The 26,191-nt window shown below is 33.8% G+C and carries 27 protein-coding genes and 2 riboswitches; of the genes, 24 read left to right on the top strand and 3 right to left on the bottom strand.

Translation table 11 applies throughout. The features are described from left to right. Window positions 1-248: 248 nt before the first annotated feature. A complete protein-coding gene (locus ACSVC9_RS08785) occupies window positions 249-965 on the top strand; it encodes a serine/threonine protein kinase (RefSeq protein WP_446897116.1) in 717 nt (238 codons plus the stop codon). An 11-nt stretch (window positions 966-976) separates the two neighbouring features. On the opposite strand, the gene ACSVC9_RS08780 is transcribed toward ACSVC9_RS08785, so the two are convergent. Further along, window positions 977-1,276 carry a hypothetical protein gene (locus ACSVC9_RS08780; protein ID WP_446897115.1) on the bottom strand — a complete coding sequence of 100 codons (300 nt, stop codon included), beginning with the start codon at window positions 1,274-1,276 and terminating at the stop codon, window positions 977-979. Window positions 1,277-1,350: 74 nt separating this feature from the next. Beyond that, a riboswitch (TPP riboswitch) is annotated at window positions 1,351-1,449 on the bottom strand. A gap of 103 nt (window positions 1,450-1,552) precedes the next feature. Between ACSVC9_RS08780 and ACSVC9_RS08775 the strand changes: the two genes are divergently transcribed. The 5 genes from ACSVC9_RS08775 to ACSVC9_RS08755 all read left to right on the top strand — a co-directional run bounded on the left by ACSVC9_RS08775 (window position 1,553) and on the right by ACSVC9_RS08755 (window position 7,453). Next, entirely contained in the window at window positions 1,553-2,056 is a 504-nt protein-coding gene (locus ACSVC9_RS08775) for a flavodoxin family protein (RefSeq protein ID WP_446897114.1), read from the top strand. Further along, window positions 2,053-2,691, top strand: a complete 639-nt coding sequence (locus tag ACSVC9_RS08770; RefSeq protein ID WP_446897113.1) for a hypothetical protein — start codon at window positions 2,053-2,055, stop codon at window positions 2,689-2,691. The genes ACSVC9_RS08775 and ACSVC9_RS08770 overlap by 4 nt, the downstream gene beginning before the upstream one ends. 134 nt (window positions 2,692-2,825) lie before the next feature. After that, on the top strand, window positions 2,826-6,191 hold the full coding sequence (locus ACSVC9_RS08765) for a cell wall-binding repeat-containing protein (protein WP_446897112.1): 3,366 nt from the start codon (window positions 2,826-2,828) through the stop codon (window positions 6,189-6,191). A 77-nt stretch (window positions 6,192-6,268) separates the two neighbouring features. After that, complete coding sequence (locus ACSVC9_RS08760; protein WP_446897111.1) at window positions 6,269-6,490, top strand: hypothetical protein; 222 nt, start codon at window positions 6,269-6,271, stop codon at window positions 6,488-6,490. A gap of 60 nt (window positions 6,491-6,550) precedes the next feature. Then, a complete protein-coding gene (locus ACSVC9_RS08755) occupies window positions 6,551-7,453 on the top strand; it encodes a M28 family peptidase (protein WP_446897110.1) in 903 nt (300 codons plus the stop codon). A 2-nt stretch (window positions 7,454-7,455) separates the two neighbouring features. On the opposite strand, the gene ACSVC9_RS08750 is transcribed toward ACSVC9_RS08755, so the two are convergent. Beyond that, a complete protein-coding gene (locus ACSVC9_RS08750; RefSeq protein ID WP_446897109.1) occupies window positions 7,456-8,721 on the bottom strand; it encodes a DUF4434 domain-containing protein in 1,266 nt (421 codons plus the stop codon). 155 nt (window positions 8,722-8,876) lie between these two features. Here ACSVC9_RS08750 and ACSVC9_RS08745 point away from each other — a divergent pair, with 155 nt between their 5' ends. The 3 genes from ACSVC9_RS08745 to ACSVC9_RS08735 all read left to right on the top strand — a co-directional run bounded on the left by ACSVC9_RS08745 (window position 8,877) and on the right by ACSVC9_RS08735 (window position 12,889). Next, window positions 8,877-9,401, top strand: coding sequence for a flavodoxin domain-containing protein (locus tag ACSVC9_RS08745; protein ID WP_446897108.1), 525 nt, complete (start codon window positions 8,877-8,879; stop codon window positions 9,399-9,401). Between the two features lie 12 nt (window positions 9,402-9,413). After that, on the top strand, window positions 9,414-11,102 hold the full coding sequence (locus tag ACSVC9_RS08740) for a MutS-related protein (protein WP_446897107.1): 1,689 nt from the start codon (window positions 9,414-9,416) through the stop codon (window positions 11,100-11,102). A 95-nt stretch (window positions 11,103-11,197) separates the two neighbouring features. After that, the gene (locus ACSVC9_RS08735; RefSeq protein ID WP_446897106.1) at window positions 11,198-12,889 is read left to right on the top strand and encodes an acyl-CoA dehydrogenase family protein; all 1,692 of its coding nucleotides are present in this window, start codon (window positions 11,198-11,200) and stop codon (window positions 12,887-12,889) included. A gap of 55 nt (window positions 12,890-12,944) precedes the next feature. Here ACSVC9_RS08735 and ACSVC9_RS08730 read toward each other — a convergent pair whose 3' ends face one another. Beyond that, entirely contained in the window at window positions 12,945-13,811 is an 867-nt protein-coding gene (locus ACSVC9_RS08730) for a LysR family transcriptional regulator (protein ID WP_446897105.1), read from the bottom strand. A gap of 118 nt (window positions 13,812-13,929) precedes the next feature. On the opposite strand from ACSVC9_RS08730, the gene ACSVC9_RS08725 reads away from it, so the two are divergent. The 15 genes from ACSVC9_RS08725 to accC all read left to right on the top strand — a co-directional run bounded on the left by ACSVC9_RS08725 (window position 13,930) and on the right by accC (window position 26,115). Continuing rightward, window positions 13,930-14,661 carry a hypothetical protein gene (locus ACSVC9_RS08725; RefSeq protein ID WP_446897104.1) on the top strand — a complete coding sequence of 244 codons (732 nt, stop codon included), beginning with the start codon at window positions 13,930-13,932 and terminating at the stop codon, window positions 14,659-14,661. Window positions 14,662-14,966: 305 nt separating this feature from the next. Beyond that, window positions 14,967-15,131: a hypothetical protein gene (locus tag ACSVC9_RS08720; RefSeq protein ID WP_446897103.1), complete on the top strand. Its 165-nt coding sequence runs from the start codon at window positions 14,967-14,969 to the stop codon at window positions 15,129-15,131. 78 nt (window positions 15,132-15,209) lie between these two features. Beyond that, window positions 15,210-15,668, top strand: a complete 459-nt coding sequence (locus tag ACSVC9_RS08715) for a hypothetical protein (protein ID WP_446897102.1) — start codon at window positions 15,210-15,212, stop codon at window positions 15,666-15,668. A 216-nt stretch (window positions 15,669-15,884) separates the two neighbouring features. Further along, a riboswitch (SAM riboswitch) is annotated at window positions 15,885-15,996 on the bottom strand. 127 nt (window positions 15,997-16,123) lie between these two features. Beyond that, window positions 16,124-16,720: a TraR/DksA C4-type zinc finger protein gene (locus ACSVC9_RS08710; protein ID WP_446897101.1), complete on the top strand. Its 597-nt coding sequence runs from the start codon at window positions 16,124-16,126 to the stop codon at window positions 16,718-16,720. Between the two features lie 69 nt (window positions 16,721-16,789). Further along, window positions 16,790-17,089, top strand: a complete 300-nt coding sequence (locus ACSVC9_RS08705) for a DUF503 domain-containing protein (RefSeq protein ID WP_446897100.1) — start codon at window positions 16,790-16,792, stop codon at window positions 17,087-17,089. Between the two features lie 114 nt (window positions 17,090-17,203). Next, window positions 17,204-17,635 (top strand): Lrp/AsnC family transcriptional regulator, encoded by a 432-nt coding sequence (locus tag ACSVC9_RS08700; RefSeq protein ID WP_446897099.1) that lies wholly within the window; start codon window positions 17,204-17,206, stop codon window positions 17,633-17,635. Window positions 17,636-17,884: 249 nt separating this feature from the next. Next, window positions 17,885-18,748, top strand: a complete 864-nt coding sequence (locus ACSVC9_RS08695) for a D-amino acid aminotransferase (RefSeq protein WP_446897098.1) — start codon at window positions 17,885-17,887, stop codon at window positions 18,746-18,748. Then, a complete protein-coding gene (locus tag ACSVC9_RS08690; RefSeq protein WP_446897097.1) occupies window positions 18,745-19,857 on the top strand; it encodes a DUF4392 domain-containing protein in 1,113 nt (370 codons plus the stop codon). The genes ACSVC9_RS08695 and ACSVC9_RS08690 overlap by 4 nt, the downstream gene beginning before the upstream one ends. Before the next feature lie 13 nt (window positions 19,858-19,870). Continuing rightward, window positions 19,871-20,656 carry a putative hydro-lyase gene (locus ACSVC9_RS08685; protein WP_446897096.1) on the top strand — a complete coding sequence of 262 codons (786 nt, stop codon included), beginning with the start codon at window positions 19,871-19,873 and terminating at the stop codon, window positions 20,654-20,656. A gap of 13 nt (window positions 20,657-20,669) precedes the next feature. Continuing rightward, window positions 20,670-21,425 carry a 5-oxoprolinase subunit PxpA gene (locus tag ACSVC9_RS08680; RefSeq protein ID WP_446897095.1) on the top strand — a complete coding sequence of 252 codons (756 nt, stop codon included), beginning with the start codon at window positions 20,670-20,672 and terminating at the stop codon, window positions 21,423-21,425. Between the two features lie 124 nt (window positions 21,426-21,549). After that, window positions 21,550-22,572, top strand: a complete 1,023-nt coding sequence (gene alr, locus ACSVC9_RS08675; RefSeq protein WP_446897094.1) for an alanine racemase — start codon at window positions 21,550-21,552, stop codon at window positions 22,570-22,572. 18 nt (window positions 22,573-22,590) lie between these two features. Then, window positions 22,591-23,298, top strand: a complete 708-nt coding sequence (gene pxpB, locus ACSVC9_RS08670; protein WP_446899831.1) for a 5-oxoprolinase subunit PxpB — start codon at window positions 22,591-22,593, stop codon at window positions 23,296-23,298. Further along, on the top strand, window positions 23,295-24,296 hold the full coding sequence (locus ACSVC9_RS08665; protein WP_446897093.1) for a 5-oxoprolinase subunit C family protein: 1,002 nt from the start codon (window positions 23,295-23,297) through the stop codon (window positions 24,294-24,296). Before pxpB ends, ACSVC9_RS08665 begins: the two co-directional genes overlap by 4 nt. Window positions 24,297-24,316: 20 nt before the next feature. Then, the gene (locus ACSVC9_RS08660; protein WP_446897092.1) at window positions 24,317-24,769 is read left to right on the top strand and encodes an acetyl-CoA carboxylase biotin carboxyl carrier protein; all 453 of its coding nucleotides are present in this window, start codon (window positions 24,317-24,319) and stop codon (window positions 24,767-24,769) included. A 2-nt stretch (window positions 24,770-24,771) separates the two neighbouring features. Continuing rightward, entirely contained in the window at window positions 24,772-26,115 is a 1,344-nt protein-coding gene (accC, locus tag ACSVC9_RS08655) for an acetyl-CoA carboxylase biotin carboxylase subunit (protein WP_446897091.1), read from the top strand. Window positions 26,116-26,191: the final 76 nt, after the last annotated feature.

Below are 26,191 nucleotides of genomic sequence, written 5' to 3'. Positions count from 1 at the left end.
TATTGTTATTATGGTATTATTAATTTATATTATAACAAATACATGTGTTAAGGTTTGGAGGATGATATTATGGGCTTTTTTTCAAGATCATCGGATAGACGGCGCTATGGAGATTATAAGAGAGGCAGCAGTTATTACAAACGAGAGGGATTTTTAAGACGGCTTTTAAGGGGCTTCGGCTCATTTTCTAGATCCTATTCCGATGACTCTACAAAAAGACGTAAAAGGTACTACAAAAGTTCACGGTCATGATTTCGTTTTTTAAGAAAAAGATATGCCCACCAGGTTCTTTTTATGGTGGGTATGTAGTTGTAAAATTTTTAGGAGAAGGACGATTTGGGATATGTTATCTGGTCGAGTTGGATGGAAGGCAGTATGTACTTAAAGAAATCAAACCTAAAATGGTGAAAAGGCAAGGAAACAAGATCCTGCTTGAAAATAAGATACTTGCTTCGATAAATCATCCTTCAATTCCAAGAATATTTGATATGGTAAAAAATAATACGACTTATGCCTATATTATGGAATTCAAGAAGGGGAAAACCTTGGAGGATATGCTGTTCAATGATATGTATAAATTTAATCGGAGAGAAATTTATAAAATAGGAATTAAAACAATAAATATAATGCAGTATCTTCACGAGAGAAATATTGTGCACAGGGATATAAGAATACCCAATATAATTATAGATGGAGATAGGGTCAATCTTGTAGATTTTGGACTTGCAAGACAGGTTGATAATGTAAAATATAAATTTTATGATGATTTTTTATATTTCGGGCACTTACTTCTTTATTTACATTATTCTTCTTTTGTAAAAAAGTCGAGAATAAAAAAGCCCTGGTATGAAGAACTGGAATTATCATGTCATGAGATAAATTTCATAAAAAAATTATTTGACTTGAGTGGGGGATACAAAAATATTTATGATATAAAGAAGGAGTTCTTGAAATTGTATCAATGAACTATAAGCAATTATTTATTATAAATTTGTATATAGGTGTTATCATTTAATATTATCAGTACATCTTGTAATCCTCCACAGACATCTTTAGTACAACTTTTTATGGAGGATAATTCTATTTCAAATTTATTATCTTTTTGTACAGAATTTATTACAATGCTTTTAATATTTTTATGAAATACAGGTCTGTCATAGGATAATAACCTGCTTGATTTTCCTTCTATACTTATGCTTATATTCTTGTCTTTAAAATATTGAAGGTATTGTTCCAGTCTTTTAATTATATCTTCATTTTCTAAAAAAGTTGTCATCTACTTTTCTCCTCTTTTGTGTATAATCAAATAAAAAAAGTACTTATATGGAAGAATAAGCACTTTAAATCAATTAAGATAATTTGCTTGCTCCCTACGCCAGTATTAACTTAACAGGTTCCAAGAGTCAGGTTTTAACCTTCTCAACCAAAATGGTTCCTCCGCAAACATGTACATATTAATTTTATAACCATTATATCATACTTTGAATATTGACTTAAAGTATTTATTTCACTATATTTTAGTATATATTTATATTACGATTGGAGCAGTAAAATGAAATTATTGATACATGATTTGGAAATTAATGAATTTGAAAAAGCATTTTTCAATTTATCAGATGAAGTAAAAGTTGTTTCAAAGGATAGTATGATACATCACTGCATAGGATGTTTTGGATGCTGGGTAAAAACACCAGCCAGGTGTGTGATACGTGACAAGTATAGTGATATGGGAGAATATCTGTCAAAATGTAGAAATTTTATCATTATAAGCAGGTGCTGCTATGGTGGATATAGTCCATTTGTTAAAAATATATTGGATCGGAGTATTTCATATCTGCACCCTTATTTTGTAATGAAAAATGGGGAAATGCATCATAGAAGGCGCTATGACAACCGCATGGATATGAAGGTATGGTTTTATGGTGAAGATATAACTGAAAAAGAAAAATGTACCGCACAAAAGCTGGTGAGGGCAAACTCCATTAATCTGGCTTGCAGTGCAAATGAAGTTACATTTATTCATGACATTAATGAAATGAAAGGACAGATATTATGAAAATAGCTCTTATTAATGGAAGTCCCAAAATTGAAAATAGTGCTTCTGGTTGTATATTACAGGATTTGAAGCCGTTTTTAGATTGCAGTAACAGTATAATTTCTGAATATCACTTTAACAAAGGACAATTAAGTGTAAAAGAAATGAAAAAATTAGCTGACTGTAATATTCTTGTATTTGCTTTTCCTCTGTATGTAGATGGAATTCCATCTCATTTGTTAAGCTGTCTTGTTCAGCTGGAAATGTTATTTGCATCTATAGGGGAAAAAGAAATTACAGTTTATTGTCTGGTGAATTGTGGATTTTACGAAGGCCATCAGAATAAGCTGGCAATTGAAATAATGGAGAATTGGTGCATGAAAGCAGGACTTAAATGGGGACAGGGAATTGGAATTGGTGCAGGAGGAATGCTTATATCGTTAAAAAATGTACAAATTGGTCATGGACCTAAAAAGAACCTGGAGAAAGCATTTAAACAGCTTGCAGATAATATATTGAAGTGTACTTCAGAGGAAAATATATTTATTACAGCAAATTTTCCGAGGTTTTTATATAAACTTGCTGCAGAAATGGGATGGAGAAGGTTAATTAGGGGAAATGGGTTAAAAACAAGAGATTTGTTTCTGAAAAAATAAAGACTAAATGGAGTGAAAAAAGACTAAATGGAGTAGTCAGTATAATTAAATATCTGTATAATGATAATGAATATCATTTGATATGGCTTTGCTGACAAATTATATTCAAATCAAGTATTAAAGGGGGAATCTATTTGAAGTTAAAAAAAATGTTAGGATTAATAGTGGGTGCGGTAATGTTATTTTCGACAACTGTTTTTGCAGAATCTTCATATTCTTTAAACCAAAAAAGAATTTTTGGAAAAGATAGATATGAAACTTCATCACTTATAAGCAAAAATGGTTGGGAAAGTGCTTCCAGTGTAGTAATATGCAATGGAGAAAATTTTCCAGATGCACTTTGCGCCTCATCTCTTGCAAAGAAGTATAATGCACCAATTCTACTTACAAGTAAATCAGGTTTAAGTGAAAGTACAAAGGAAGAATTATCAAGGTTAAATCCTGATAAAGTGGTAATTATAGGTGGAAATGGAGTTATATCTGACAAGATAATATCTGAAATAAAAACTGCAGTACCTAAGGCTAGTGATGTAACAAGACTAGGAGGAACTACAAGATACGATACTTCAAAAATAATTGCGGATAAAGTTGGAAAAAGTTCTTCGGTAGTGTTGGTTTCGGGAAAAGCTTCATCAGATGCACTTTCTATAAGTTATATAGCTGCTAACAAGGGCATGCCTATTCTATTAGCAGATAGAAGGGAAGATGTATTAGAGTATTCAAAAAATAACAGTGTAGAAAAAGCCTACATAATAGGGGGAGAGTCCCTAGTATCAAAAGATATAGAGGGCATATTTAAAAATACCGAAAGAATATATGGAAAGGACAGATATGAAAGCAACCAAAAAATACTTGACAAATTTAAAAATGATATAAATTTTGGTAGTGTATATCTTGCCTCTGCCCAGTATAATGGAGTGGATCAATTTGCAGATGCATTATCTGTTTCAGCTCTGGCATCTAAAGATTGTAACCCTATAATATTAGTAAATGGTACTATAAATAAAGATACAGTTAATATAATAAAATCCAAAGTTGATAAAAACAGCAAAGTAATAGCAATAGGAGGAACTCAACTTGTATCTGAAAATATAGTGACTGCTTTAGTTAATATAAACTCTTCTATTGAGAATGATAATCAAGGGAATTCAGGAAGTTCTAGTGACGGTGGAGGTGGAGGCTCTTCTGGTAGTAATTCATTTGCAGGAGGAAATGGTACTGTATCTTCTCCATATAAAATTGCCACTGCAGCTCAGCTCAGTAAGGTGCGAAGTTATTTAAACAAAAACTTTATTCTCACAGCAGATATTGATTTATCCAGCTATGCAAATTGGGAACCTATTGGTGCTTTTAAGCCTCTATCCGATAAACCGGAGGATGCAGAAACACCAGATCCTAAGGTGGCATTTAGAGGCAGCTTTAATGGTAATGGACATACGATTTCCAATTTAAAGATTGACCGTAAAGATATGGCAATAGGTTTATTTGGCTGCATCACTCAAAATGAAAATAAATCCAATGTCATTCATGACTTGACTGTGAAAAATGTAAATGTAACTGGATACAGTGATTTAGTTGGAGGGGTAATAGGACATCAGGCAGCGGGATCTCCAATAGAAAAAATTGAACTCATTGGTGACAACAAAATCACTGGAAATGACAAAAGTGCCAACGTAGGTGGAATTGTTGGTGGTACAATGAATTCTAATATCACCGATTGTAAAGCACAGGCAGATATAATTATTAATGGTGATGGAAATAATTTAGTAGGAATATTAGCTGGAGGTCTTGGAAATTGTTCTTTAAGCGGTTGTAGTGCTAAAGGCAGTATTACTGTTAATGGAAAGGAAGCTTATTCTATAGGTGGATTAGCAGGATGCGTTCACGAAGGGGCATATGTAAAGAACTGCAGTTCAGATGTTACTATTTCTGCAGCTGAAAAGAATTTTATGATTGGTGGCCTGATAGGACATGCAGGAACCTTTGATGAAAATAATCCTACTGTAATTTCAAACTGCACTGTAAAAGCAGATATAACTGCACCGGAAAGTGCTTCACGCATAGGTGGTGTGGTAGGCAGCGGTTTTTATATAGAAGGCCTTGATTACTATCCTACTCCTTCTGTGTATACAGTTGAAAGTTGCAGTGTTGAAGGCAGTATTACCGGAGGTAGGGAAGTTGGTACTGTTGCAGGTTATGCCTATAATTCTACCGTGAAAAATTGTACAAGTACCATGACTATTGATGGCAATGCAGGCGGAATGCAGATTGGAAAGGCCGATACCGAAGCTTCACTATTTGCAGGGGGCAGCGGCACAGAAGCTGATCCGTATCAGATTGCTACTGCTAGTCAGTTGAATAGAGTGAGAAGATATTTAAATAAGAGTTATGTATTAACGGAAGATATAGATTTGGCAGGTTATGCAAATTGGGAACCTATTGGCATCTTCAAAGCTGTATCTGACAAACCGGAGGATGAAGAAAATCCTGTTTTAAACCTTGCTTTTTCAGGTACTTTTGATGGTGGCGGACATAAAATTTCAAATATCAATATCTCAAGAAGTGATGATTCAGGCGTAGGCTTATTTGGCTGTGTTGCAGGAGATAATGCATCAATTAATAATCTTGTAGTTGAAAATACTACAGTTTCCGGCAACAAATTGGTTGGAGGAGTTATAGGATACGCTTCATTTAAAAATGCTGCAGAATCAATTTCACTTGTTGGAGAAAACAATATTACAGGAAGTTTTTTGGTAGGCGGTATTGTAGGAGGCGGATTCTGTGATATTAAAAATTCTAATGCAAATGCAGATATCACTTTGATTGGAGATAATGTACAGGGTGCAGGAGTGCTTGCTGGCGGTATGGAAGCATGCTCTTTGATTAATTGCAGTGCAACTGGCACTGTAACTGCAGTGGGAAACGGAAGCTTTAGTATTGGCGGTTTGTCCGGTGCGGCACAGGAAAGTCCATCTGTGGAAGATTGTAGTGCAGATGTAACAATAACCGTTGGAGAAAACAGCAGTATGACTGGTGGACTTGTAGGAAATGCAGGTACTTATGACATAGAAAATCCAACGTTTATTAAGAATTGTTCTGCCAATGCTTCTATCAAAGCAGCAGACAGTGCTGAAAGAATAGGTGGTATAGTAGGAGGAGGTTTCTATCTTGATGCATATAAAGAGTACAGACCAGTTCCTACCGTTTACAAGGTAGTAGATTGTAAGACTTTCGGCAGTATTGAAGGCGGTAAGATTGTAGGTACTATTGCAGGTCATGCCTATAATTCTACGGTAGAAAACTGCACAAGTACTATGACTGTTAACGGAAATGCCAATGTACCACAGATTGGAAAATCAGAAACAGAAGATATTGAATTATTTGCAGGTGGAAGTGATACAGAAGCTGATCCATATCAGATTGCTACTGCTGATCAGTTGAATAATGTAAGAAAATATTTAGATAAACATTTCAAACTGATAGCAGATATTCTAATTTAAATACAAACAGCAAAGGTTCTGTAGGAGTAGGAATTATAGGAACTACTACAAGTTCTGCCCTGGTAAAAGATCTTAAAATGAAAAATGTAACAGCTGAAGGTACGATAATCTCCAAAGGAAGCAATGCTATGGGCCTTGGTGGAGTAGGAGGCTGCCTTGTTGGTTCAGGCCTGTACATGAATAAGTACGATATGGAAAGTAGATTTATAATTTCTGGTTGTGAAGTTAATGCAATGTATATAGAGAATGCCTCCTTGTGCAGGCATTCTCTATATGTGTATTTTTATGGTATAATCTAAGCAAATGGGTTAAGTACAAGAAATTTTTCCTGAAGAAATAAAATATCTAAGGAGCAAGCTATGAAAAATAAATATAGAGTTTTAATACTTATGTTTTTAATAATAAGTTGTTGTTCTTTTTTAGGTTGTAGTAAGTTATCTTTTAGTGATAAAAAACAATCAACGACAGCATCCAATGATTTATTAGAGGAATCAAATCAACAGTTAATGATGAATACTATTAAGGTACTGGCTTCCAGTAATAGACAGGCTGGTTCAAATAATGAGAAGAAAGCCTGTGAATATATAAAAAATAAAATCCAGTCCTATGGATATGAAACGCAGATACAGACATTTTCTAGTTCTATCCTTGAAGAAAGTAATAGAGGAGGATTAAGCACAAGTCAGAATTTGATAGCAGTTAAAGAGAGCAATTCAAATAATAAAGGTGTAATAATTATTTGTGCACATTATGATTCTGCGAAAGACTCTGCAGGTGCAAATGACAATGCTTCTGGGGTTTCAGTGGTTATGGAAACAGCCAGGCTGCTGAAAAATGTATCAAGTGATTATGAATTGAAGTTTATCTTTTTTGGAGGCGAAGAAATTGGGGGAGGAATAGGCTCACGATATTATATAAATAGGTTGTCATCTAATGAAAAAGAAAATATAAAAGCAGTAATAAATATTGATTCTATAGCCAAAAAAGGTGCCAGTAAGCCATATATATTTACTATGAATGGCAAGAAAAATTTTGCTGTTACATTATTAAAAAGAAAGCCTGAAGATATGAATGTAAAGAAAACAGATCGTGAATTTAGTGATTACACTATTTTTGACGATAATGGAATTCCGTCATTATGTATAGGACAGATCTACGATAAAAATTTAAAAATAAACGGTCCGCATGATACAATTTCAACTATAGATCAATCGAAGCTCAAATTGGTTGCAGATGCCATTATAAATTCATGTATAAATTAAGATTATTGTAATTTTGCTGTAACTTTTTTTGACATATTTCCCCAAAAATCAATAGTTCTTATTTCATATTTTGATTTTAACGGGGAATTCTTGTGTATGAATTCTCCCAAGGGTTGTTTTTTATTGCCGCCGTAGTTTCTTTGGACTGCGGAAGAGTAAATTTCCTCCCCGTTGCAATATAATTTGTATCCTGCTGCATCTCTGGATATTTCCCATTGAATCAAAGTGTTGTTGTTCACTTTGCTGATTTTAAACCACTTTGGTGTTTCAGGAGGTTCGTTATAAATTTTATGCTGGTATATGTATGTTTTATAGGCTCTATGGAAACCGTTTTTTATATTATTCGGGCTGTAGTAGTGGCTATAGGAAAAGGTCATTATATTGTCTACAAAGTGATTTTCAATTTTCATCTGTCTTATGAATCTCTTCATGGGTGCGCTGCACCAGTTATTATGATCAAAGGTTTCAACATTAGCCCAAAATAAGAGTTCCTTTGTTGATCTTACAGCTTTATTAAGATGTTTAAACCATTCTCTCAATTCTGATATATTCAGACCACCTCCTCCTATGGAATCCTGGGGACAGAAGATGTCTCCTTTTTTGAAATTGCACAGTTTGAAAAAATATCTCCAGTTGTCGGCATAAGTTTCTGGAGATGAATATTTTGAGTTCATAAAAGGTGATATCATAACGGGCAGTCTTGTATTACTTTTTCCCATATAATTCAAGTTTATATTGACAGCGTTGGCCAGTATCTTAAAATCATTCCGCTTTTTAAAATTGAGATTATCAACTTCATATACCCAGTACCAGCCAAAGAAGGCATTTTTATATTTTTTATGGTATTTTTCGTATAATTCCTGAATTGCAAAATTATCCTTTCTCATTTGTTTATACAGCCAGGTGGGTTTCCGAGGTCCTATTTTCCACCACATGGTATTATAATTGATTCCAAGGAATATTTTAAATCCAGATTTTTCACAGTTTCTTAGACAGATATCCACTGTATCACGGGAACCTGTTTCAGATTCATCTTTTATTGAGGTCTTATATACTCTTCTAATATTTTTATCCTGGACAATAAAAGTGTTCATGACAATGTATTTCATTCTGATTTCTTTTAAATATGAAAGCTCCTTCTGCCATTTTGAATCATCCCAATCCATTACCATGTCCGGCTGAATAAATGTACCGGATGCTTGTGGAAAATGGTTACTTTTAATTTCGTCATAATAATTGATTAGTGTATAGAAAAACCTATTAAACATATAGTACCTTCCAATAAATTTATATCTTTTATTAATTAGTATTACTTTTGTTGCCTTTATAGAACCTAATTTAACTTTAAATCAAAGAATTTATGCTATAATCTAACCAACAACTTTTAAAGTTTAAATGTTTTATATGATTTGGAGGATGTAAAATGAGAACTGTTGTAGTATACAGGTCAAAAACGGGCTTTACGAAAAAGTATGCCAAATGGATTGCAGAAGAGCTTTCGGCAGATATTTTTGAATTTACCAGAGTTACTGTGGATATGATTGTAAAATATGATACTGTTATCTATGGAGGCGGCTTATATGCTGTCAGCATCAACGGAATAAAATTTATAACCCAAAATCTGGATAAAATTAAAGGTAAGAAAATTGTTGTATTTGCAACTGGGGCATCTCCTTTAAGAGAAGAAGTTATGACTGAAATTAGAGATAAAAATTTTACTCCCGAGCAGCAAAAATATATATGCTTTTTCTATTTGAGAGGTGGATTTGATTATAGTAGACTGAATATTTTTGACAAACTTCTCATGAAACTGCTTAAATTAACATTAAGATTCAAAAAAAATTTAACGGCTGATGAAAAAGGGATAATTGCCATGTACGCTAAATCTGTGGATTTTACAAGAAAAGACAATATAAAAGGAATAATTGAATATATAAAAAATGAATGAGGAGATGGACTCTTGTTTGCAATTATAATATATTTGATAATAGTATTTATAATACTTGCTGCTTTTTCAATTATATCAAGCTTAAGGAATAATGGTGAAATAAAAAATACAATAGAAGAACAGTGGGGTAAAAGATCGGATAAAAAATATGGCAGTGAAGAGATTGATGAAATATCGGGGTACTTTCAAAATATAAGACGGCATGAAAAAGAGAGCTTTTTTATTGACGAAATAACGTGGAATGATCTTGATTTGGATGAGGTGTTCAAAAATATGGATACTACATTGAGCACTCCTGGTGAGGAAGCATTTTATACTATTCTTAGAAAACCCATTTATGATGAAAAAGAACTTCAATATAGAAATAGAATTATAGAGTATTTCAGGAAAAATATCGAAAAGAGAAAAAGTATACAATACATGCTGGGCAAACTCGGAATAAAAAGACAGATTTCAATAAGCAACTACTTTTACGATTACAGCGGTGTCAAAAATGGAACTTCCAATCTAAACATGTACAGGGTGCTTAGGATACTTCCCGTTATATCTATTGGTCTAATGTTTTTAAATTTATATTTTGGTATAATATGTATAAGTATATGTTTTATAACAAATGTTCTGGTTTATTATTTTACGAAGACAAATCTGGATTATAAACTTAGAGATTTTACCTATATAAACAAGATAATAAAATGTGGCTATTCCATATTAAAGGTCAATACGGATGAGCTGGGTGAATACAATGACAAATTAAAAAAATCCCTTGATTCCATAAAAGGTATTAAGAAAATTTCCTTTAACTTGGAAAGCAATACATCGGATATAGGTTTGATGATGGGTTATTTTAATATGCTGTTTCTGACGGATTTGATTAATTATGAGAAAATGAGCCGGATCCTCAAGGAAAAAAGTGAAGAGTTTAGAATTGTTTATTCAATAATTGGCAATATAGACAGTTTTATATCAATTGCTTCATATAGAGATAGAATAAAAAATTATTGTATTCCTGAACTGTACAGTTGCAGCAGCAAAAAAAATCAAAGTATTATAATTAAAGATATGATGCACCCGCTTATAGACAAAGCTATACCTAATTCTTTAAAAGTTGAAAAATCCATTTTGATTACAGGATCCAATGCATCTGGAAAGTCAACTTTCTTGAAAGCTATGGCACTCAATATTATATTTTCACAGACAATATGTACATGCACCGCCAGTTATTTCAGGGGTTTTTATGTTAAAATCTACACGTCAATGGCTTTGAGGGATGATGTGTTGAGCAGGGAGAGTTACTATGTAGTTGAAACCAAATCATTAAAAAGAATTATTGACAATATAGATGAATCATTGCCGACTATTTGTTTTGTGGATGAAATACTTAGGGGTACAAATACCGTTGAAAGAATAGCAGCTTCATCACAGCTGCTTAAGTATATTACTTTGGAAAATTGTATATGTGTAGCTGCAACTCATGATGTGGAATTGACTTATATACTCGAGAATTATTTTGAAAATTATCATTTTCAGGAAAATATCCTGGACAATAAAATATTGTTTGACTATAAGATTTACAGGGGAAGATCCATGACTCAAAATGCCATAAAGCTTTTAAGTATTCTGGGGTATAAAGATGATATCGTATATAGGGCCCAGGAAAAAGCTGAAGAGTTTTTGAAAAGTGGAATATGGAAAGTAGAATAAGATTTATTAAAAGATAATTAATTTAAATTAACCATATTGGGTTTAAATAGAAAGGGAGATACTGTATAATTAACTTATGAGGGGAGATGATTTCAATGAATTTTAAATTGAACGATGAACAGAGTGCAATTAAAAATACTGTTAGAGAATTTGCTGAAACGAAAATACAGCCTATTGCTTTTCAACTGGATGAAGAAAATATGTTTCCAGAAAAAATTGTAGAAGAAATGGGGCAATTGTCTCTTATGGGAATTCCATATCCGGTAAAATATGGCGGTGCAGGCAAAGATGTATTGAGTTATGCTATTGCTGTAGAGGAATTGTCGCGAATAGATGCAGGTGTGGGTGTTATTTTATCTGCACATGTGTCCTTGGGATCATGGCCGATTATGGAGTTTGGGACAGAAGCTCAAAGGGAAAAATATCTTATACCACTGGCTTCCGGGAAAAAAATTGCTGCCTTTGGTTTAACTGAAGACAATGCCGGAAGTGATGCCGGTGGAACTGAAACTACAGCTGTTCTAGAAGGCGACTATTATATTCTGAATGGTTCAAAAGTCTTTATAACAAATGGTGGATATGCGGATACTTATGTTATATTTGCAGTTACAACCCCTGGAATAGGTACAAAGGGAATTAGTGCCTTTATAGTTGAAAAGGGCTGGGAAGGATTCACTTTTGGAACGCATTATAATAAGATGGGAATCAGATCTTCTGCTACTGCCGAATTACTTTTTCGTAATGTAAAAGTTCCAAAAGAGAACCTTCTTGGAAAAGAAGGACAGGGATTTAAAATTGCCATGCAGACTTTGGAAGGTGGACGAATTGGTATTGCGGCTCAGGCACTTGGAATTGCGCAGGGAGCTTATGAAAAAGCCCTTGATTATGCTAAAAAAAGAATTCAATTTGGAAAGCCTATTGCAAGGCAGCAGGCTGTTGCATTCAAACTTGCGGATATGGCAACCAAAATTCGTGCAGCAAGATTTATGGTGTACAGTGCAGCTGAATTAAAAGAGGAACATGCTGTATATGGAAAAGAATCTGCAATGGCAAAATTGTATGCTTCGGATATTTGTCTTGAGGTTGTCAACGATGCTGTACAGATATTTGGAGGCTCCGGATACATAAAAGGATTTGACGTTGAACGTATGTATCGTGATGCTAAAATATGTACAATATATGAAGGTACGAATGAAATTCAACAATTGGTTATTTCAAATTTCATTATAGGAAGACCAAAGAAAAATCAACCTGAAAAAACAACTAAAACAGAACCGAAAGCTATAACTGGAAACCGCAAAAAGATTGTTATAAAAGAAGGATCACCGGAGGAAAGAGTAGCTGAATTCTTGAAATATCTTCAGAATGAAAATATAAAAATAGAAGCCCGTTCAATTACAGATGAGAGTATCAGCAGTGCTGATATAGTCTGCAGCGTAGGGCGTGGACTGGATTCAAAAGAGGATCTACCTATAATACAAAACTTGGCTGAAACCATGGGAGCGGCAGTTGGATGCTCAAGACCTATTGCTGAACAGAAAAAATGGATGCCGCTTGATCGTTTTGTAGGTATATCAGGCCAGAAGTTCAAGGGATCATTATATGTTGCCATTGGAATATCAGGTCAGATTCAACATTTGGGCGGTATTCGTGATGCCGGTATTATTACTGCCATCAACATTGATGAAAAAGCCCCGATATTTGCCCAGGCCGATTATGGCATTGTAGGTGATTTGTATGAAATTGTGCCTCTCCTTACTAAAGCTTTGAAGGAGAAAGGGCTATAAAATATTTGTTGTTAAAAATAGCTGTATTGGTTATATCCATGCAGCTATTTTTTTATTAAAACATGGCAATGAATTTTAGCAAAGATGCAGGCATAAAATTTTCCTTTCGATAAATGAATACCACCGGAATTTCTGCATAAGAACTTTCAATTGGGTGATATCTTAATATGCCGGACTGGATATATTTTTTAACTACGGAAACGGGGAGAAGGCTTATTCCTAAACCGGCACATACACAGCCGATGATAGCTTCCAAAGTATCAAATTCCATTACTTTGTCTGGTATTTGTCCATTATCATGCAACCATTGCTCTAATATTCTACGGTAAGAACATCCAGTAGGAAATACAAGCAATGTCCGTTTTTGAATATCATTAATGGAAGATATATACGGATGTGTGGTATCTGTGATAAGTACCAGCTTTTCCATAGTAAAGTTTTTTTGGATTATTTCGGAATGGTTAATTGGCCCTGCCACAAAAGCCCCATCTAGATTGTATTGAAGAACTTCCTGTATGTTTTTTTCAGTTGTTCCTGTTTTTAAAGTCAAATTTACATTTGGATAATCCTTATGATATTTTGAAAGCAGTTGCGGTAGATAGACAGCTGCGGTTGTTTCCATGGATCCTATATGTAGAGGTCCCCTTGGAATATCATTATCTCTTATTAGTTTAGTGGTTTCATCCATAAGCTGAAATATTTTCTCAGTGTATCCCAGCAGCATTTGTCCTTTGAGTGTCAATGTAACACCACGATTATGTCTATAAAATAGAGAGGCCTGAAAATAGTCTTCCAACTGTCGTATTCTAGTTGAAATATTGGATTGTGCATAGTTTAGTTCACGCGCAACTTGAGAAATGTTTCCTCTTTGTGCAGTTAACTGAAAAATCATTAAGGATTGTAAATCTATAAAATTATCCACCTTTAAATATTCCCCCTGTATACAATATTGCTATCGATATTATTGATAGCAAACATCTATTTTTTATATTATATCATATAGCAGGATAGATGTATAATAAGTGAATGGAGGGATTGTAATGATGAATGTTAAAAATTATATATATGTGGCAAGCTGTGTATTTACTAGAGAGGAACCAATCTTGAGTGTAAAAATTCAAGACTATTTGAAGCAGAGATTTAACATGCAGATAATAAGGTGTTGTGTGCCAAACTATAAAGTAGAAGAATTCACGGCTGATATGCCAGAATGGCTTCAACCTAGATGGAAAGACATTCCCGATTTCAAAGCTTTTAATGCAGATAACAGAATGGTATATGTTTGCCATAATTGTGCGGCAATTTTTCAGGAAACAATGCCGGAGCTAAAAAGAATTTCACTGTGGGAACTTATTTTAAATGATACAAAATTTTCTTTCCCGGATTATTCACATGAAAAAATGACCTTACAGGATTGCTGGCGTTCCTATGATAACCATTCAGAGCAAGAGGCTGTTCGTGCACTGCTGAGAAAAATGAATGTAGATATTGTAGAGCAAGATGAGAATTATGAAAAAACACAGTTCTGTGGCATATCCTTGTATGCTCCATCGCCGAAACGAAATCTGAATTTGGCCCCAAAAAGATTTGTAGAACATGCGAGAGGAAAATTTATACCACACAAAAAAGAAAGGCAAATAGAATTGATGCAGGAACACTGCCGAAAAATCACCACAGATAAAGTAGTTGCATACTGCCATTATTGTGTCAAAGGGCTAAATTTAGGTGGGAAACAGGCAAAGCATCTAGCTAGTTTGTTATTTGACGGATAGTAGATGTCATTAGATTTATTTATACTTGACAATGATGTTAGGATTGTATAAAATGAATCTATAATTTAAAGATGCTATAATTATTTTATGTGGAGGTATAGATATATGTTAAAGGAAAATATGTATATGGAAAAAGAAAATAATTATAGCTGTTGTATGTGTTGCTGTAGATCATCAATTAATTGTGGTAAAATTAACTGTAGTGGTATTTATGTTTTTTTATAAATATAGATATTAGTGCAGTTTTTTATATTTGAATTAAAACGGCTGACTAGAAAGACTAGAGGCCTATCGATATAGAAAGTATGATATTATTGACTAGAAAAACTAGAGATAAACTTACTGGATATACCAGAGGTAAAATTATACTTTTAATTATGAAAAAGGTAATAAAACAGTATAATATTTCAGTAATTGTGTATACTAGCTGTGAATTATACTGGAAGGTAGAACAAGCAGTAAAAGTATAACGGGGTATGCTGACTGGATATACCAGAGGTAGGAACTATTTATACTTCAAACAAATTAAATTTGTAGGAGGAATAAAAATGGAAATGACGAAAATGAACATGATGATGGGAAAAGGAATGATGATGAACAATAATATGGGTATGAATATGTCGATGCCTATGGGTCAGATGAACATGATGATGATTCCACGTGCAACTATGAAGATGGAAAAGTGCGAAAACGGAATGAAAATGATGTGCATGACTAAGGATGAAACGGCTGCTGCAATGATGCAGAATCTCTGCTCTATGCTAAATGGCGGAATGATTAGCATGTGTATGATGATGAATGGTATGAAAATGATGGAATGCAACATGATGATGGGAATGTGTAAATGCGATATGACTATGGATGGTATGATGATAACATGGACTAGTGGAGATGACATGATGTGCAAAATGATTCAACAATGTTGTGATTGTATGATGAGTATGATGAAATGCGGATGCACTGCTGTAATGTGTATGAACAATACTCCAGTTTGCTGTTGTTGCTAATAAAACATAAACAATATAATTTCCTAAAGATTTAACAATAAAGAAATTGTAGGGATTTCTTTATTACTTGTGGCAAAGTATTTACCTTCTGGTTAATACTTTGCTTTTTTTAATTAAACACAACAGCAAATTTTATATCGCTACATAGTAAAAAGCTATTTCCACATAAGGAAATAGCTTTAAATATCTTAATAATTAAAAGCATTATTACTAATATCCTTATCTGTCAGGAACAATATCCTGTAGGAATTGACACCACTGCATTCTAATGAAAAATGCTGGTTGTCGGGCTTCATCGGGCCAGTCCCTCTACCTCTCTTGATAAGTTATTTAAATTATATGCCAATTATATAACAATTAAATTGGTATGTCAATAAAATCTTAATATTAATTTTTATTAGAATAAATAAGGCTTTTTTAGCTAGAATATATGTTATGAGAGGTGTTTTGCAATTATGGATAATAAATTATTGAAAAGTTTTAGAGATAAATTAAAATCTCAAAGAAGTGAAATTTTAAGATTATTAAAACAAATGGAAAAGAATGAAACAATAAAATCGAATTCAGAGATGGCTAACGAATTGTCTTTTTATGACAATCATCCGGCAGACAGTGCAAGCAGTGTATATGACAGGGAGAGGGGACTGGCATTTCAGAAAAATGAAAGAGCTATTATAGGAAAAATAGACAATGCACTAAAGAGTATTGAAAATGGTACTTATGGAATATGTAAAAAGTGCGGAAAGAAAATAGATACGGAAAGATTAAAATGTATTCCATATTCGGAATATTGTATTGAATGTCAGAAAAGTATTGATGATTTAAAGCCTGAGGAGAGAAAAAACAGGCCTGCAGAAGAAGATGTAATTAAAAATACAATAAATCGTGGAAATAGCAGTCAGACTGAATTTGATATGAAGGACAGCTATCAATCGGTAGGAAAGTTCAATAGGAGAAAAAACATAGTTGATGAATATGCCGATGAAGAGGAAGAATATGTTGAACCCATAGAAGAAATAAGCAATGATCAATACAAGAATCAGCTGCCTTGATTGAAAAAGATATTCCATGTGATATATTTATGTTAATATAAAAGTGTATTGCAAGGAGGATTTTAATAGATGAGAGTTTTATTTATGAAAATTACACTTCGGGCATCCTGGGTAAATTCTTTGAAAGGAAAAAGAGCCATTGTAAAAAGTATAATTCAAAAACTCAAGAATAAATTTAATATATCAGTATCTGAAATAGAGAAACAAGATGTTCACAAGATTATAGTTATAGGTATAGTTGGAATGTGTGCAAACTCACTTCAGGCAGATGCCATCATGGAAAATATAGTGAATTTTATAGAATGTAATACAGATGCTGAGATAATTGATATTAGAAGGGAAAGTAATATAGTAAATATGGTAAATTAATAGAAAAACTGGCTTTAAGGCCAGTTTTTTAGTTTAAAATTATTTTTGTATATTATAAAATAAAAATAGGGAATTTGTACTAGAATTAAATAAAAAGTTTGGAGTGATATATTTATGGATCATATGGATTATGAGATACTGGAATGCTTAAAATATAATGCCAGAATCAAAGCATCGGCAATAAGCAAAAAAGTTCATCTGTCTGTTTCAGCAGTTCTTGAACGCATTAAAAAGATGGAAATAGGTGGTGTGATAAAAAATTATACCATAGTATTAGATGAAATTAAAATGGGTAATAATACAAGTGCTTTAATGGAAGTTAGTTTGGATCATCCGAAATTTTATGATTTATTTACAAACGAGATAAATAGAAATAACAATGTAGTTTTTTGTTATTACCTTACAGGAGATTTTGATTTTATTTTAAAGATAATTTGTAAGTCGCCGGAAGATCTGGAAAGAATACACCGTGAAATAAAAAGTATAGATGGTGTGTCCAAAACAAAGACTTACTGTATTTTAAAAAATATAAAAGGTGATTATTGAAATAGTTTATATTTTATCAAACTAAAAATTTTTTGTGATATATAGTAAAATAAAATAAATATTTTTGCACAAAGTATGATAAAAACTAAATTGAACATAAATTTAAGGAAATATTGAAAAAAAATATTTATTAATATAATATGTATTTATAATTAAAGATTATCAAAAAATGTACATATTTAGATAGAGAAGTGAAAAAATTTTATATCTAAAATTATAATTTTCTTAATTTAGAGGAGGAAACATTAAATGAAAAATTTAGGATATTACAACGGGAAATATGATTTGATTGAAAATATGACAATACCTATGAACGATCGTGTTTGCTATTTTGGTGATGGGGTTTATGATGCAACTTACAGTAGAAATCACATCATATTTGCACTGGATGAACATATTGACCGTTTCTTTAACAGTGCAGGCTTACTGAGAATTAAAATTCCATATACAAAGGACGAGCTAAAGAAGCTTCTTACTGAGATGGTTAAAAAAGTTGACTCTGGAGAACAGTTCGTATACTGGCAGATTACAAGAGGTACAGGCATGCGTAATCATATTTTCCCTGGAGATGATGTAAAGGCAAATTTGTGGATTGTGTTAAAACCATTGGAAGTAAAGGATATGTCGCAGAAGTTGAAATTGATTACTTTAGAAGATACAAGATTTTTACACTGTAATATAAAAACATTGAATTTACTACCGAGTGTTATAGCGGCACAAAAGGCTGAAGAAGCAGGATGCCAGGAGGCAGTATTCCATAGAGGTGACAGGGTAACGGAATGTGCCCATAGCAATGTATCTATTCTAAAAGACGGTATATTCAAAACAGCGCCAGCTGATAATTTGATTTTGCCTGGTATAGCAAGAGCTCATATTATAAAAATGTGTAAGAAGTTTGATATTCCGGTAAATGAAACTGCATTTAATTTAAAAGAATTGATGGATGCAGATGAAATTATAGTCACAAGCTCAGGACAATTTTGCATAACTGCCTGCGAAATAGATGGAAAACCTGTAGGCGGAAAGGCACCGGAAATAGTTAAAAAGCTGCAGGACGCGTTACTTGAAGAATTTTTAGAAGGGACAAAGGCAGAACAGGGGGCTATTTTATGAATCAGGAAGAATTGACTATATTGAATATAGGAGAAAATCTGGACAATCTAATGAATTTAGATCCTAGAGGATACGGGATATGCAGAATCTTATACAGTGCAGCAAGGGAATATACGAAAGAACCTTTAACGATGAACAGTGCGAAAAAGTTGTTAAGTACATTGAAAGAAGGCGATCTGGTATATATAATGACAGGCTTTGTTCTTCTTCCGTTTAAAAAGGCAGAAATGGATGGAATTGTAAGTACAATGCTTCTAGCAAGAGCTCTTGTAAAAGGATTTAATGTGAAGCCTGTAATAATATGTCCGGAGGACAATATTAAAGCAGTAAAAAATCTGGCTTATGTAGTTGGACTTCATTTTTATGACAATATTGATGAATTGAAAGAGTACCCACTATCAATAGCAGGAGTAGTATTTACAAAGGATGTAAAGAAATCGGAGAAGCAGTCGGATGAAATTATTGCAAAAGGGCTTCCAAGTGCCGTCATAAGTATAGAATGTCCAGGTGCCAATTCTGTTGGAGTATATCATAATGCTGTTGGAGTGAACGTAACTGAAATAGAAGCAAAGAGAGATATACTGTTTACTAAATTGAAGAAAAAAGGTGTATTAAACATAGCAATAGGAGATCTTGGAAATGAACTTGGTATGGGAACTTTAAGGAACCATATTGAAAAATATGTTCCATATGCAGCCAAAGGAAGTTGTGCATGTGGATGCGGTGGAGGAATACTGGCAAATGTAGGAGCTGACAATATTATAACGGCTACAGTTTCAGACTGGGGATGCTATGGACTTATAGCGGCGCTTTCATACTTGAAGAAGGATTTGAACATAATGCATACTGCTGAGATGGAAAAGGAAGTAATGGTTACTGCGTCAAGAAGTGGAATGATAGATATGTATGGAGATTTGATTCCGGCTATAGATGGATGTAATATGTCAATGAATACATCAATAGTAAGTTTGATGAGGGAATGTATAGAATCTGCCTTGAAACTAAAGAAAACTTGTGCCACCTGGTTTGAAAAAGTAATCGAATTGGGATTTTATGAAAATGAAGCTTCAAAAAGTTACGAAGAACAAAAATTAGAGAAGATAATTTAGAGGTGTTTAGGATATGGACTATTCGAGTATGGAACCCTATGACGTTCGTAAATTGATACGTGAAGAAAAGATTACCATCCCGACGGCAGGAATGTGTGCTGGTTATGCCCAGGCCAACCTGGTTGTTCTGCCAAAAGATCTGGCCTATGATTTTCTGCTTTTTACCCAGAGAAATTCTAAGTCATGTCCATTGCTTGAAGTAAGCGATATCGGATGCAAAAAGCTTAAATACTTGGGAAGAGATATTGATATTACTAAAGATATACCAAAATACAGGGTATACAAAAGAGGAGTTCTGACTGGTGAATATACGCATATAGAAGATATCTGGAGAGATGATTTTGTCAGTTTTTTAATTGGATGCAGTTTTTCTTTTGAATCGGATCTCATTGAGGCAAATGTCACAATAAGACATATTGAAGAAAAACGTAATGTCCCAATGTTCATTACAAATATCGATTGCACACCAGCAGGTATATTCAATGGCAAAATGGTTGTAAGTATGAGACCTCTCCCCTATGAGCAGATAGTAAAATCAGTTCTCATAAGTGGAGAAATGCCCAAGGTACATGGGGCACCGGTTCATATAGGTGATCCATCAGTCATAGGCATAAAAGATATAACAAAACCGGATTTTGGAGATGCTGTTACTATAAAAAAAGGTGAAGTACCTGTGTTCTGGGCCTGCGGTGTTACTCCGCAGTCTGTAGTTATGAATGTAAAGCCTGAAATAGTTATTACCCATTCTCCAGGACATATGCTTATAACGGATATAAAAAATATAGATCTTAAATATTGAGGAGATATATATTATGTATAAAGTGGATTTGAATTGCGATCTGGGTGAAAGCTTTGGAAATTATAAAATTGGTTCGGATGAAGAAGTTATACCTTATATTTCTTCCGCAAATATTGCCTGTGGTTTCCATGCTTCTGATCCTGTAGTCATGAATAATACAGTTGAATTATGTAAAAAGTATAATGTTTCCGTAGGGGCACACCCAGGGTTGGCTGATTTAGTTGGGTTTGGAAGACGCAAAATGGATATTTCATGTAATGAGGCCAAATTTATTGTACAGTATCAAATTGGAGCACTTGATTCTTTCTGCAGGGCAAAGGGGATAAAAATGAACCATGTAAAATTGCATGGGGCACTTTATAATATGGCAGCAAGAGATTTAAAACTTGCTACATCAATTTGTGAAGGAATATATGAGGTGAATCCCGAGTTAATATTGCTTGCTTTAAGTGGGAGCAGGATGATTGAGGCTGCTGGAAATATAGGATTGAAATCAGCAAGTGAGGTTTTTGCAGACAGATCCTATGATGATGATGGTTCCCTTGTGGACAGGAAAAAGGCAGGGGCAGTTATAACAGACGAGGAAATTGCCATTGAAAGAGTGTTCAGAATGATTAGAGAAAAAAAGGTAAAAACTATAAATGGATGTGATATTTCACTCAAGGCAGATTCCATATGTGTTCATGGAGATGGTTTAAAAGCACTGAAGTTTGTAAAAAGAATAAAAGAGGCTTGTCTAAGAGAAAATATAAAGATAGCTTCATTGTAAATATAGAAAGAAGGATGATATATTTTATGGGAAAATATTTGAGAACCTATGCCAAAATAAATCTAGAGGCTATAGGTCACAATATAGATGAGGTAAAAAAAAAGTAGATGGCCATGTAAAGGTAATGGCTGTAATAAAGGCAGATGCGTATGGTCATGGCGCCGTAAAAGTAGGCAATTTTCTGGAGAACAGAGTTGATTATTTTGCAGTGGCAACTATAGAAGAGGCAATAGAACTCAGAGAAAATGGTATACATCTTCCAATATTGATTCTTGGATATACTTCTCCAAGTCAGTATTCGGATATAGTTGAATATGATATTACTCAGACTATATACAACATGGAAACTGCTAAGGTATTGTCGAGATGTGCAGTCCAGTATGATAAAAAAGCAAAAATTCATATTGCCCTGGAAACAGGAATGAACAGAATTGGTTTCAAGGTAAATGAAGAAAGTGTTTCAGCCGTCAAGAAGATAATAAATATGGACAATATAGTTGTTGAGGGATTGTTTACTCATTTTTCCTGTGCGGATGAAAAAGACAAAAGTTATACCGGAATGCAGATGAAAAAATACGATGAATTTTTAAATATGCTTGAGTGCAGCAATATAAATATTCCATTTAAGCATGTTTGCAATAGTGCAGGGATTATGGAGTTTAATGATCATCGTTTTGATATGGTAAGAAGCGGAATAATTACCTATGGATTGTACCCTTCTGATGAAGTGGACAAAACTTCTATAAAATTGATACCGGCACTGGAATGGAAAGCTCATGTTATAAATGTTTCAGAAGTCAGCAGGGGCTGCGGTATAAGTTACGGGAAAACTTATATCACACAGGAAAAGACTAAGATTGCAACTGTTTCAGTAGGATATGCAGATGGATATATGAGAACGCTTTCTTCAAGGGCAAGAGTATTGATTCATGGACAATATGCTTCTGTAATAGGAAGAGTATGTATGGATCAAATGATGGTTGATGTGACTCATATAGATGATGTAAAAATTGAAGATGAAGTAACTTTAATTGGACATGACGGGAAAAATCAAATTACTGTGGAACAATTGGCTGAAATAGCCGGAAGTTTCAATTATGAATTTGTCTGTGGAATAGGAAAAAGAGTGAAAAGGGTCTATGAATAAGCAATGGATGTGATAAAAATGGTAGAGAATGAATTCAATATCTTACAGGTGAGTGAAACTTCAGCATTGGTTGAGTTTGAAAATAAAATCGACGAAGGCATAAATAGGAAAATAAGGATATTCTGTGATTACATTGATCAAAATCCATTTAAGTGGCTCATAGAATATATACCATATTTTTCAAGCGTTTCCCTAATTTATAATCCTTTGAAAATAAGAAGTGAGGAACCTTTTAAAGTGGTGAGGTCAAAATTGGAGGACATACTATCAAAACTAGATTTTTCCTGCAATTATGAAGAAAATGTAATTGAAATTCCAGTCTGCTATGGAGGAGAATTTGGGCCGGATATAAGATACGTAGCAGAAATGAATAATCTTACTGAAGCTGAAGTAGTAGAAATACACAGTAATGGAAAATATTTAGTATATATGATTGGATTTGCTCCAGGGTTTCCCTATCTTGGAGGACTGTCAGAGAAAATTTATACGCCAAGGCGTAAATCTCCAAGAACGGCAATACCTGAAGGCTCTGTCGGAATAGCAGGGAAGCAGACAGGGGTTTATCCTATAGAAACTCCTGGGGGATGGCAGATAATAGGAAGAACTCCCTTTAAATTATTTGATTTGCAAAGCAGTAGTAAAACTCTTTTAAAATGTGGTGATATAGCAAAATTTTATCCTATTTCCAGCAATGAATATTTAAGGTTAAAGGAGAAGATGTTATGAGCATAACTGTATTGACCCCTGGACTTTTGACAACAATTCAGGATTGTGGAAGATATGGATATCAAAAATATGGAGTTATTGTCAGTGGGGCTATGGATGTTTATTCCATGAGGCTTGCAAATATTGTTGTTGGGAATGATGAAAATGAAGGAACTCTTGAAATTACATTAATGGGCCCTTCACTGAAAATAACGAAAGGAAATTTAATTTCTATAACTGGAGCAGACATTTCTCCCGAAATTAAAGGCAAAAGAGTTCCAATGGGAAGGCCTATTTATTTGAATGAGGATTCAGTATTGAAATTTGGAAGATGTTCAGCTGGTTGTAGATGTTATTTATCAGTAGCTGGAGGTTTTGATGTCCCGGTTTTTATGGGAAGCAGAAGTACGTATATTAGAGCGAACATAGGAGGAAAAGAAGGCAGAACTCTTAAAAAGTGTGACATACTTAAAGTTGGGAAAAAATCAGAGCTTTCTTTGAGTATAATAGATAAATTGAAAGAGTTTGACAAGGGTGAACATTTTATTGCTGCAAAGTGGTATGTGAAGAACTTTATTCCAGAAGGTACCAATGAAACAGTTATAAGAGTGTTTGAGGACAGGCAGTTCAATTATGTAAAAGGAGATAGCATTCGCAAGTTTTTTAGTTCTTGTTTCAGTATAGATGTAAAATCGGATAGAATGGGGTATAGATTAAAAGGACCTAAAATTGAATTTGAAAAAAGTATTGAGATGATATCAGGAGAGGTGTCCTTTGGGACTGTTCAAATTCCACCAGATGGTAATCCAATAATTCTTCTGGCTGACAGGGCAACGGCAGGAGGTTATCCTAAAATAGCTCATGTTATTTCCCATGATATTCAGAAATTGGTTCAGCTTAAGCCTTCTGACAAAGTTAAATTCAAAAAAATAACGCTTAAGGAAGCAGAAAGCTTGTATTTAAATAGAGAAAAATATATAGAAGAACTAAAAAAATCTGTTAGATTGATAAGTATTTGAATGTATCAGGAGGTACGAAGATGATTGAAATAGATGATTTAGATAGAATAATGGGAATTATTGAAAAACATGATTTTTCTCATTTTGAATTCGAGCATGGAGACAGCAAAATAGTCATAGAAAAGGGAGATTCTAAAGGAGAAGGGTTTAAAGAACATAATAGCTGTAGTATTGAAGGCCATAGGGATGATGAATTACATCTGAAGAATAATAAAAGTGATCCAAAAAAGGACTATATTAAATCAACTCTTGCAGGAACTTTTTATTTGAGAAAAGAAAAAGGTGAAGAGCCTTTTGTAAAACTTCATGATATGGTGAGGGAAAATACGGTAGTAGGTCTGGTTGAGGTAATGAAGCTGTTTAATGAGGTTGATGCAGGTATTATCGGAGAAATTGTTGATATATTAGTTAAGGACGGAGACTTTGTGGAGTATGGACAACCTTTATTTGAGGTAAAAGGAAGTGAAGAATAATTATGTTTAAAAAGATCCTTATAGCAAATAGAGGTGAAATTGCAGTTAGAATTATACGGGCCTGTCATGAGTTTGGAATTGCTGCAGTTGCAATTTATTCAGAGAGCGATAGAGAGTCGCTTCATGTGAAACTTGCAGATGAAACCTATTGTATAGGAAAAACTTCTGCAAAAGATACATATTTGAATATGAATAGTATAATAAATGTGGCAATTCACTCAAATTCTGATGCAATTCACCCAGGATATGGATTCCTTTCAGAGAGTTCAACTTTTGCCAAAGCATGTAAAGAATTCAATATATGTTTTATAGGACCTGAATATAGAATTATCGACAGCCTTGGAGACAAATCCAATGCAAAAGAAACCATGAAAAAAGCTGGTGTGCCTGTTGTAATGGGGACAGAAGGTGAGGTAGAGAATAAGGACAGGGCAATTGAAATAGCTGAAAGAATAGGATACCCTGTTATAGTCAAAGCCTCCGCCGGAGGAGGAGGCAAGGGCATGAGGGTTGCACGAAATGAGGAAGACCTTGCAGCTGCAATTGAGGAATCGGAAAAAGAAGCTGAAAATTATTTCGGCAATCCTGCAGTTTATCTGGAAAAGTATCTTGAAGATACAAGGCATGTTGAAATACAGATAATTGGAGATAATTATGGTAATGTGGTCTATCTGGGAGAAAGAGATTGCACAATTCAGAGACGGCATCAAAAACTTTTAGAGGAATCGCCATCTCCAGCCATGAATGATGAGCTTCGTAAGACAATGGGAAATGCTGCAGTCAGAGCCTGTAAAGCGGTGAACTATAATAGCCTTGGAACAGTGGAGTTTCTCCTTGACTCAGACAACAAGTTTTATTTTATGGAAATGAATACACGAGTCCAGGTTGAACATGGAGTTACTGAAATGACAACGGGAATAGACTTGATAAAAGAACAGATATCAATAGCAGAAGGAAAAAAATTATCCTTTTCGCAGGGTGATATCAAAAGAAATGGGTGTGCTATCGAGTGTAGGATAAATGCTGAAAACCCTTATAAAAACTTTATCCCGTCACCTGGAAGAATCAATGATTATATAGCGCCCGGGGGGATTGGAATAAGGATAGATAGTTCTGCATACAGTGGATATACTATTCCTCCATTTTATGATTCCATGATATCAAAGGTCATAGCCTGGGGAAGAGATAGAAATGAGGCAATAGAAAGAATGAGAAGGGCTCTTGATGAATTTGTCATTGAAGGGGTGGATACTACAATAGACTTTCACAAAAAGCTCATGCAGAATGATATATTTAAAAGTGGAAATTTCAACACCAAATTTCTTGAAAAAAACAATATTCTATAAAGGACCTGTGTCGTATATCGGCCAGGTCCTTTTATTTGACTAAAAATTACAAAAAATTAACTTAAATATTACATAA

The sequence above is a fragment of the Clostridium sp. LBM24168 genome, assembly GCF_052953915.1.
This window is presented reverse-complemented; position numbering and strand designations above follow the sequence as displayed.

Bases quoted from the DNA above. Each gene is read 5' to 3' on its own strand.
- ACSVC9_RS08665 (WP_446897093.1), top strand. From the start codon at position 23,295: ATGAGCATAACTGTATTGACCCCTGGACTTTTGACAACAATTCAGGAT.
- ACSVC9_RS08725 (WP_446897104.1), top strand. From the start codon at position 13,930: ATGATGAATGTTAAAAATTATATATATGTGGCAAGCTGTGTATTTACT.
- ACSVC9_RS08735 (WP_446897106.1), top strand. From the start codon at position 11,198: ATGAATTTTAAATTGAACGATGAACAGAGTGCAATTAAAAATACTGTT.
- ACSVC9_RS08720 (WP_446897103.1), top strand. From the start codon at position 14,967: ATGATATTATTGACTAGAAAAACTAGAGATAAACTTACTGGATATACC.
- ACSVC9_RS08760 (WP_446897111.1), top strand. From the start codon at position 6,269: ATGAAAAATGTAACAGCTGAAGGTACGATAATCTCCAAAGGAAGCAAT.
- ACSVC9_RS08660 (WP_446897092.1), top strand. From the start codon at position 24,317: ATGATTGAAATAGATGATTTAGATAGAATAATGGGAATTATTGAAAAA.
- accC (WP_446897091.1), top strand. From the start codon at position 24,772: ATGTTTAAAAAGATCCTTATAGCAAATAGAGGTGAAATTGCAGTTAGA.
- ACSVC9_RS08715 (WP_446897102.1), top strand. From the start codon at position 15,210: ATGGAAATGACGAAAATGAACATGATGATGGGAAAAGGAATGATGATG.
- ACSVC9_RS08700 (WP_446897099.1), top strand. From the start codon at position 17,204: ATGGATCATATGGATTATGAGATACTGGAATGCTTAAAATATAATGCC.
- ACSVC9_RS08745 (WP_446897108.1), top strand. From the start codon at position 8,877: ATGAGAACTGTTGTAGTATACAGGTCAAAAACGGGCTTTACGAAAAAG.
- ACSVC9_RS08695 (WP_446897098.1), top strand. From the start codon at position 17,885: ATGAAAAATTTAGGATATTACAACGGGAAATATGATTTGATTGAAAAT.
- ACSVC9_RS08690 (WP_446897097.1), top strand. From the start codon at position 18,745: ATGAATCAGGAAGAATTGACTATATTGAATATAGGAGAAAATCTGGAC.
- ACSVC9_RS08705 (WP_446897100.1), top strand. From the start codon at position 16,790: ATGAGAGTTTTATTTATGAAAATTACACTTCGGGCATCCTGGGTAAAT.
- ACSVC9_RS08710 (WP_446897101.1), top strand. From the start codon at position 16,124: ATGGATAATAAATTATTGAAAAGTTTTAGAGATAAATTAAAATCTCAA.
- ACSVC9_RS08770 (WP_446897113.1), top strand. From the start codon at position 2,053: ATGAAAATAGCTCTTATTAATGGAAGTCCCAAAATTGAAAATAGTGCT.
- ACSVC9_RS08780 (WP_446897115.1), bottom strand. From the start codon at position 1,276: ATGACAACTTTTTTAGAAAATGAAGATATAATTAAAAGACTGGAACAA.
- ACSVC9_RS08755 (WP_446897110.1), top strand. From the start codon at position 6,551: ATGAAAAATAAATATAGAGTTTTAATACTTATGTTTTTAATAATAAGT.
- ACSVC9_RS08775 (WP_446897114.1), top strand. From the start codon at position 1,553: ATGAAATTATTGATACATGATTTGGAAATTAATGAATTTGAAAAAGCA.
- ACSVC9_RS08685 (WP_446897096.1), top strand. From the start codon at position 19,871: ATGGACTATTCGAGTATGGAACCCTATGACGTTCGTAAATTGATACGT.
- ACSVC9_RS08680 (WP_446897095.1), top strand. From the start codon at position 20,670: ATGTATAAAGTGGATTTGAATTGCGATCTGGGTGAAAGCTTTGGAAAT.
- ACSVC9_RS08750 (WP_446897109.1), bottom strand. From the start codon at position 8,721: ATGTTTAATAGGTTTTTCTATACACTAATCAATTATTATGACGAAATT.
- alr (WP_446897094.1), top strand. From the start codon at position 21,550: ATGGCTGTAATAAAGGCAGATGCGTATGGTCATGGCGCCGTAAAAGTA.
- pxpB (WP_446899831.1), top strand. From the start codon at position 22,591: ATGGTAGAGAATGAATTCAATATCTTACAGGTGAGTGAAACTTCAGCA.
- ACSVC9_RS08785 (WP_446897116.1), top strand. From the start codon at position 249: ATGATTTCGTTTTTTAAGAAAAAGATATGCCCACCAGGTTCTTTTTAT.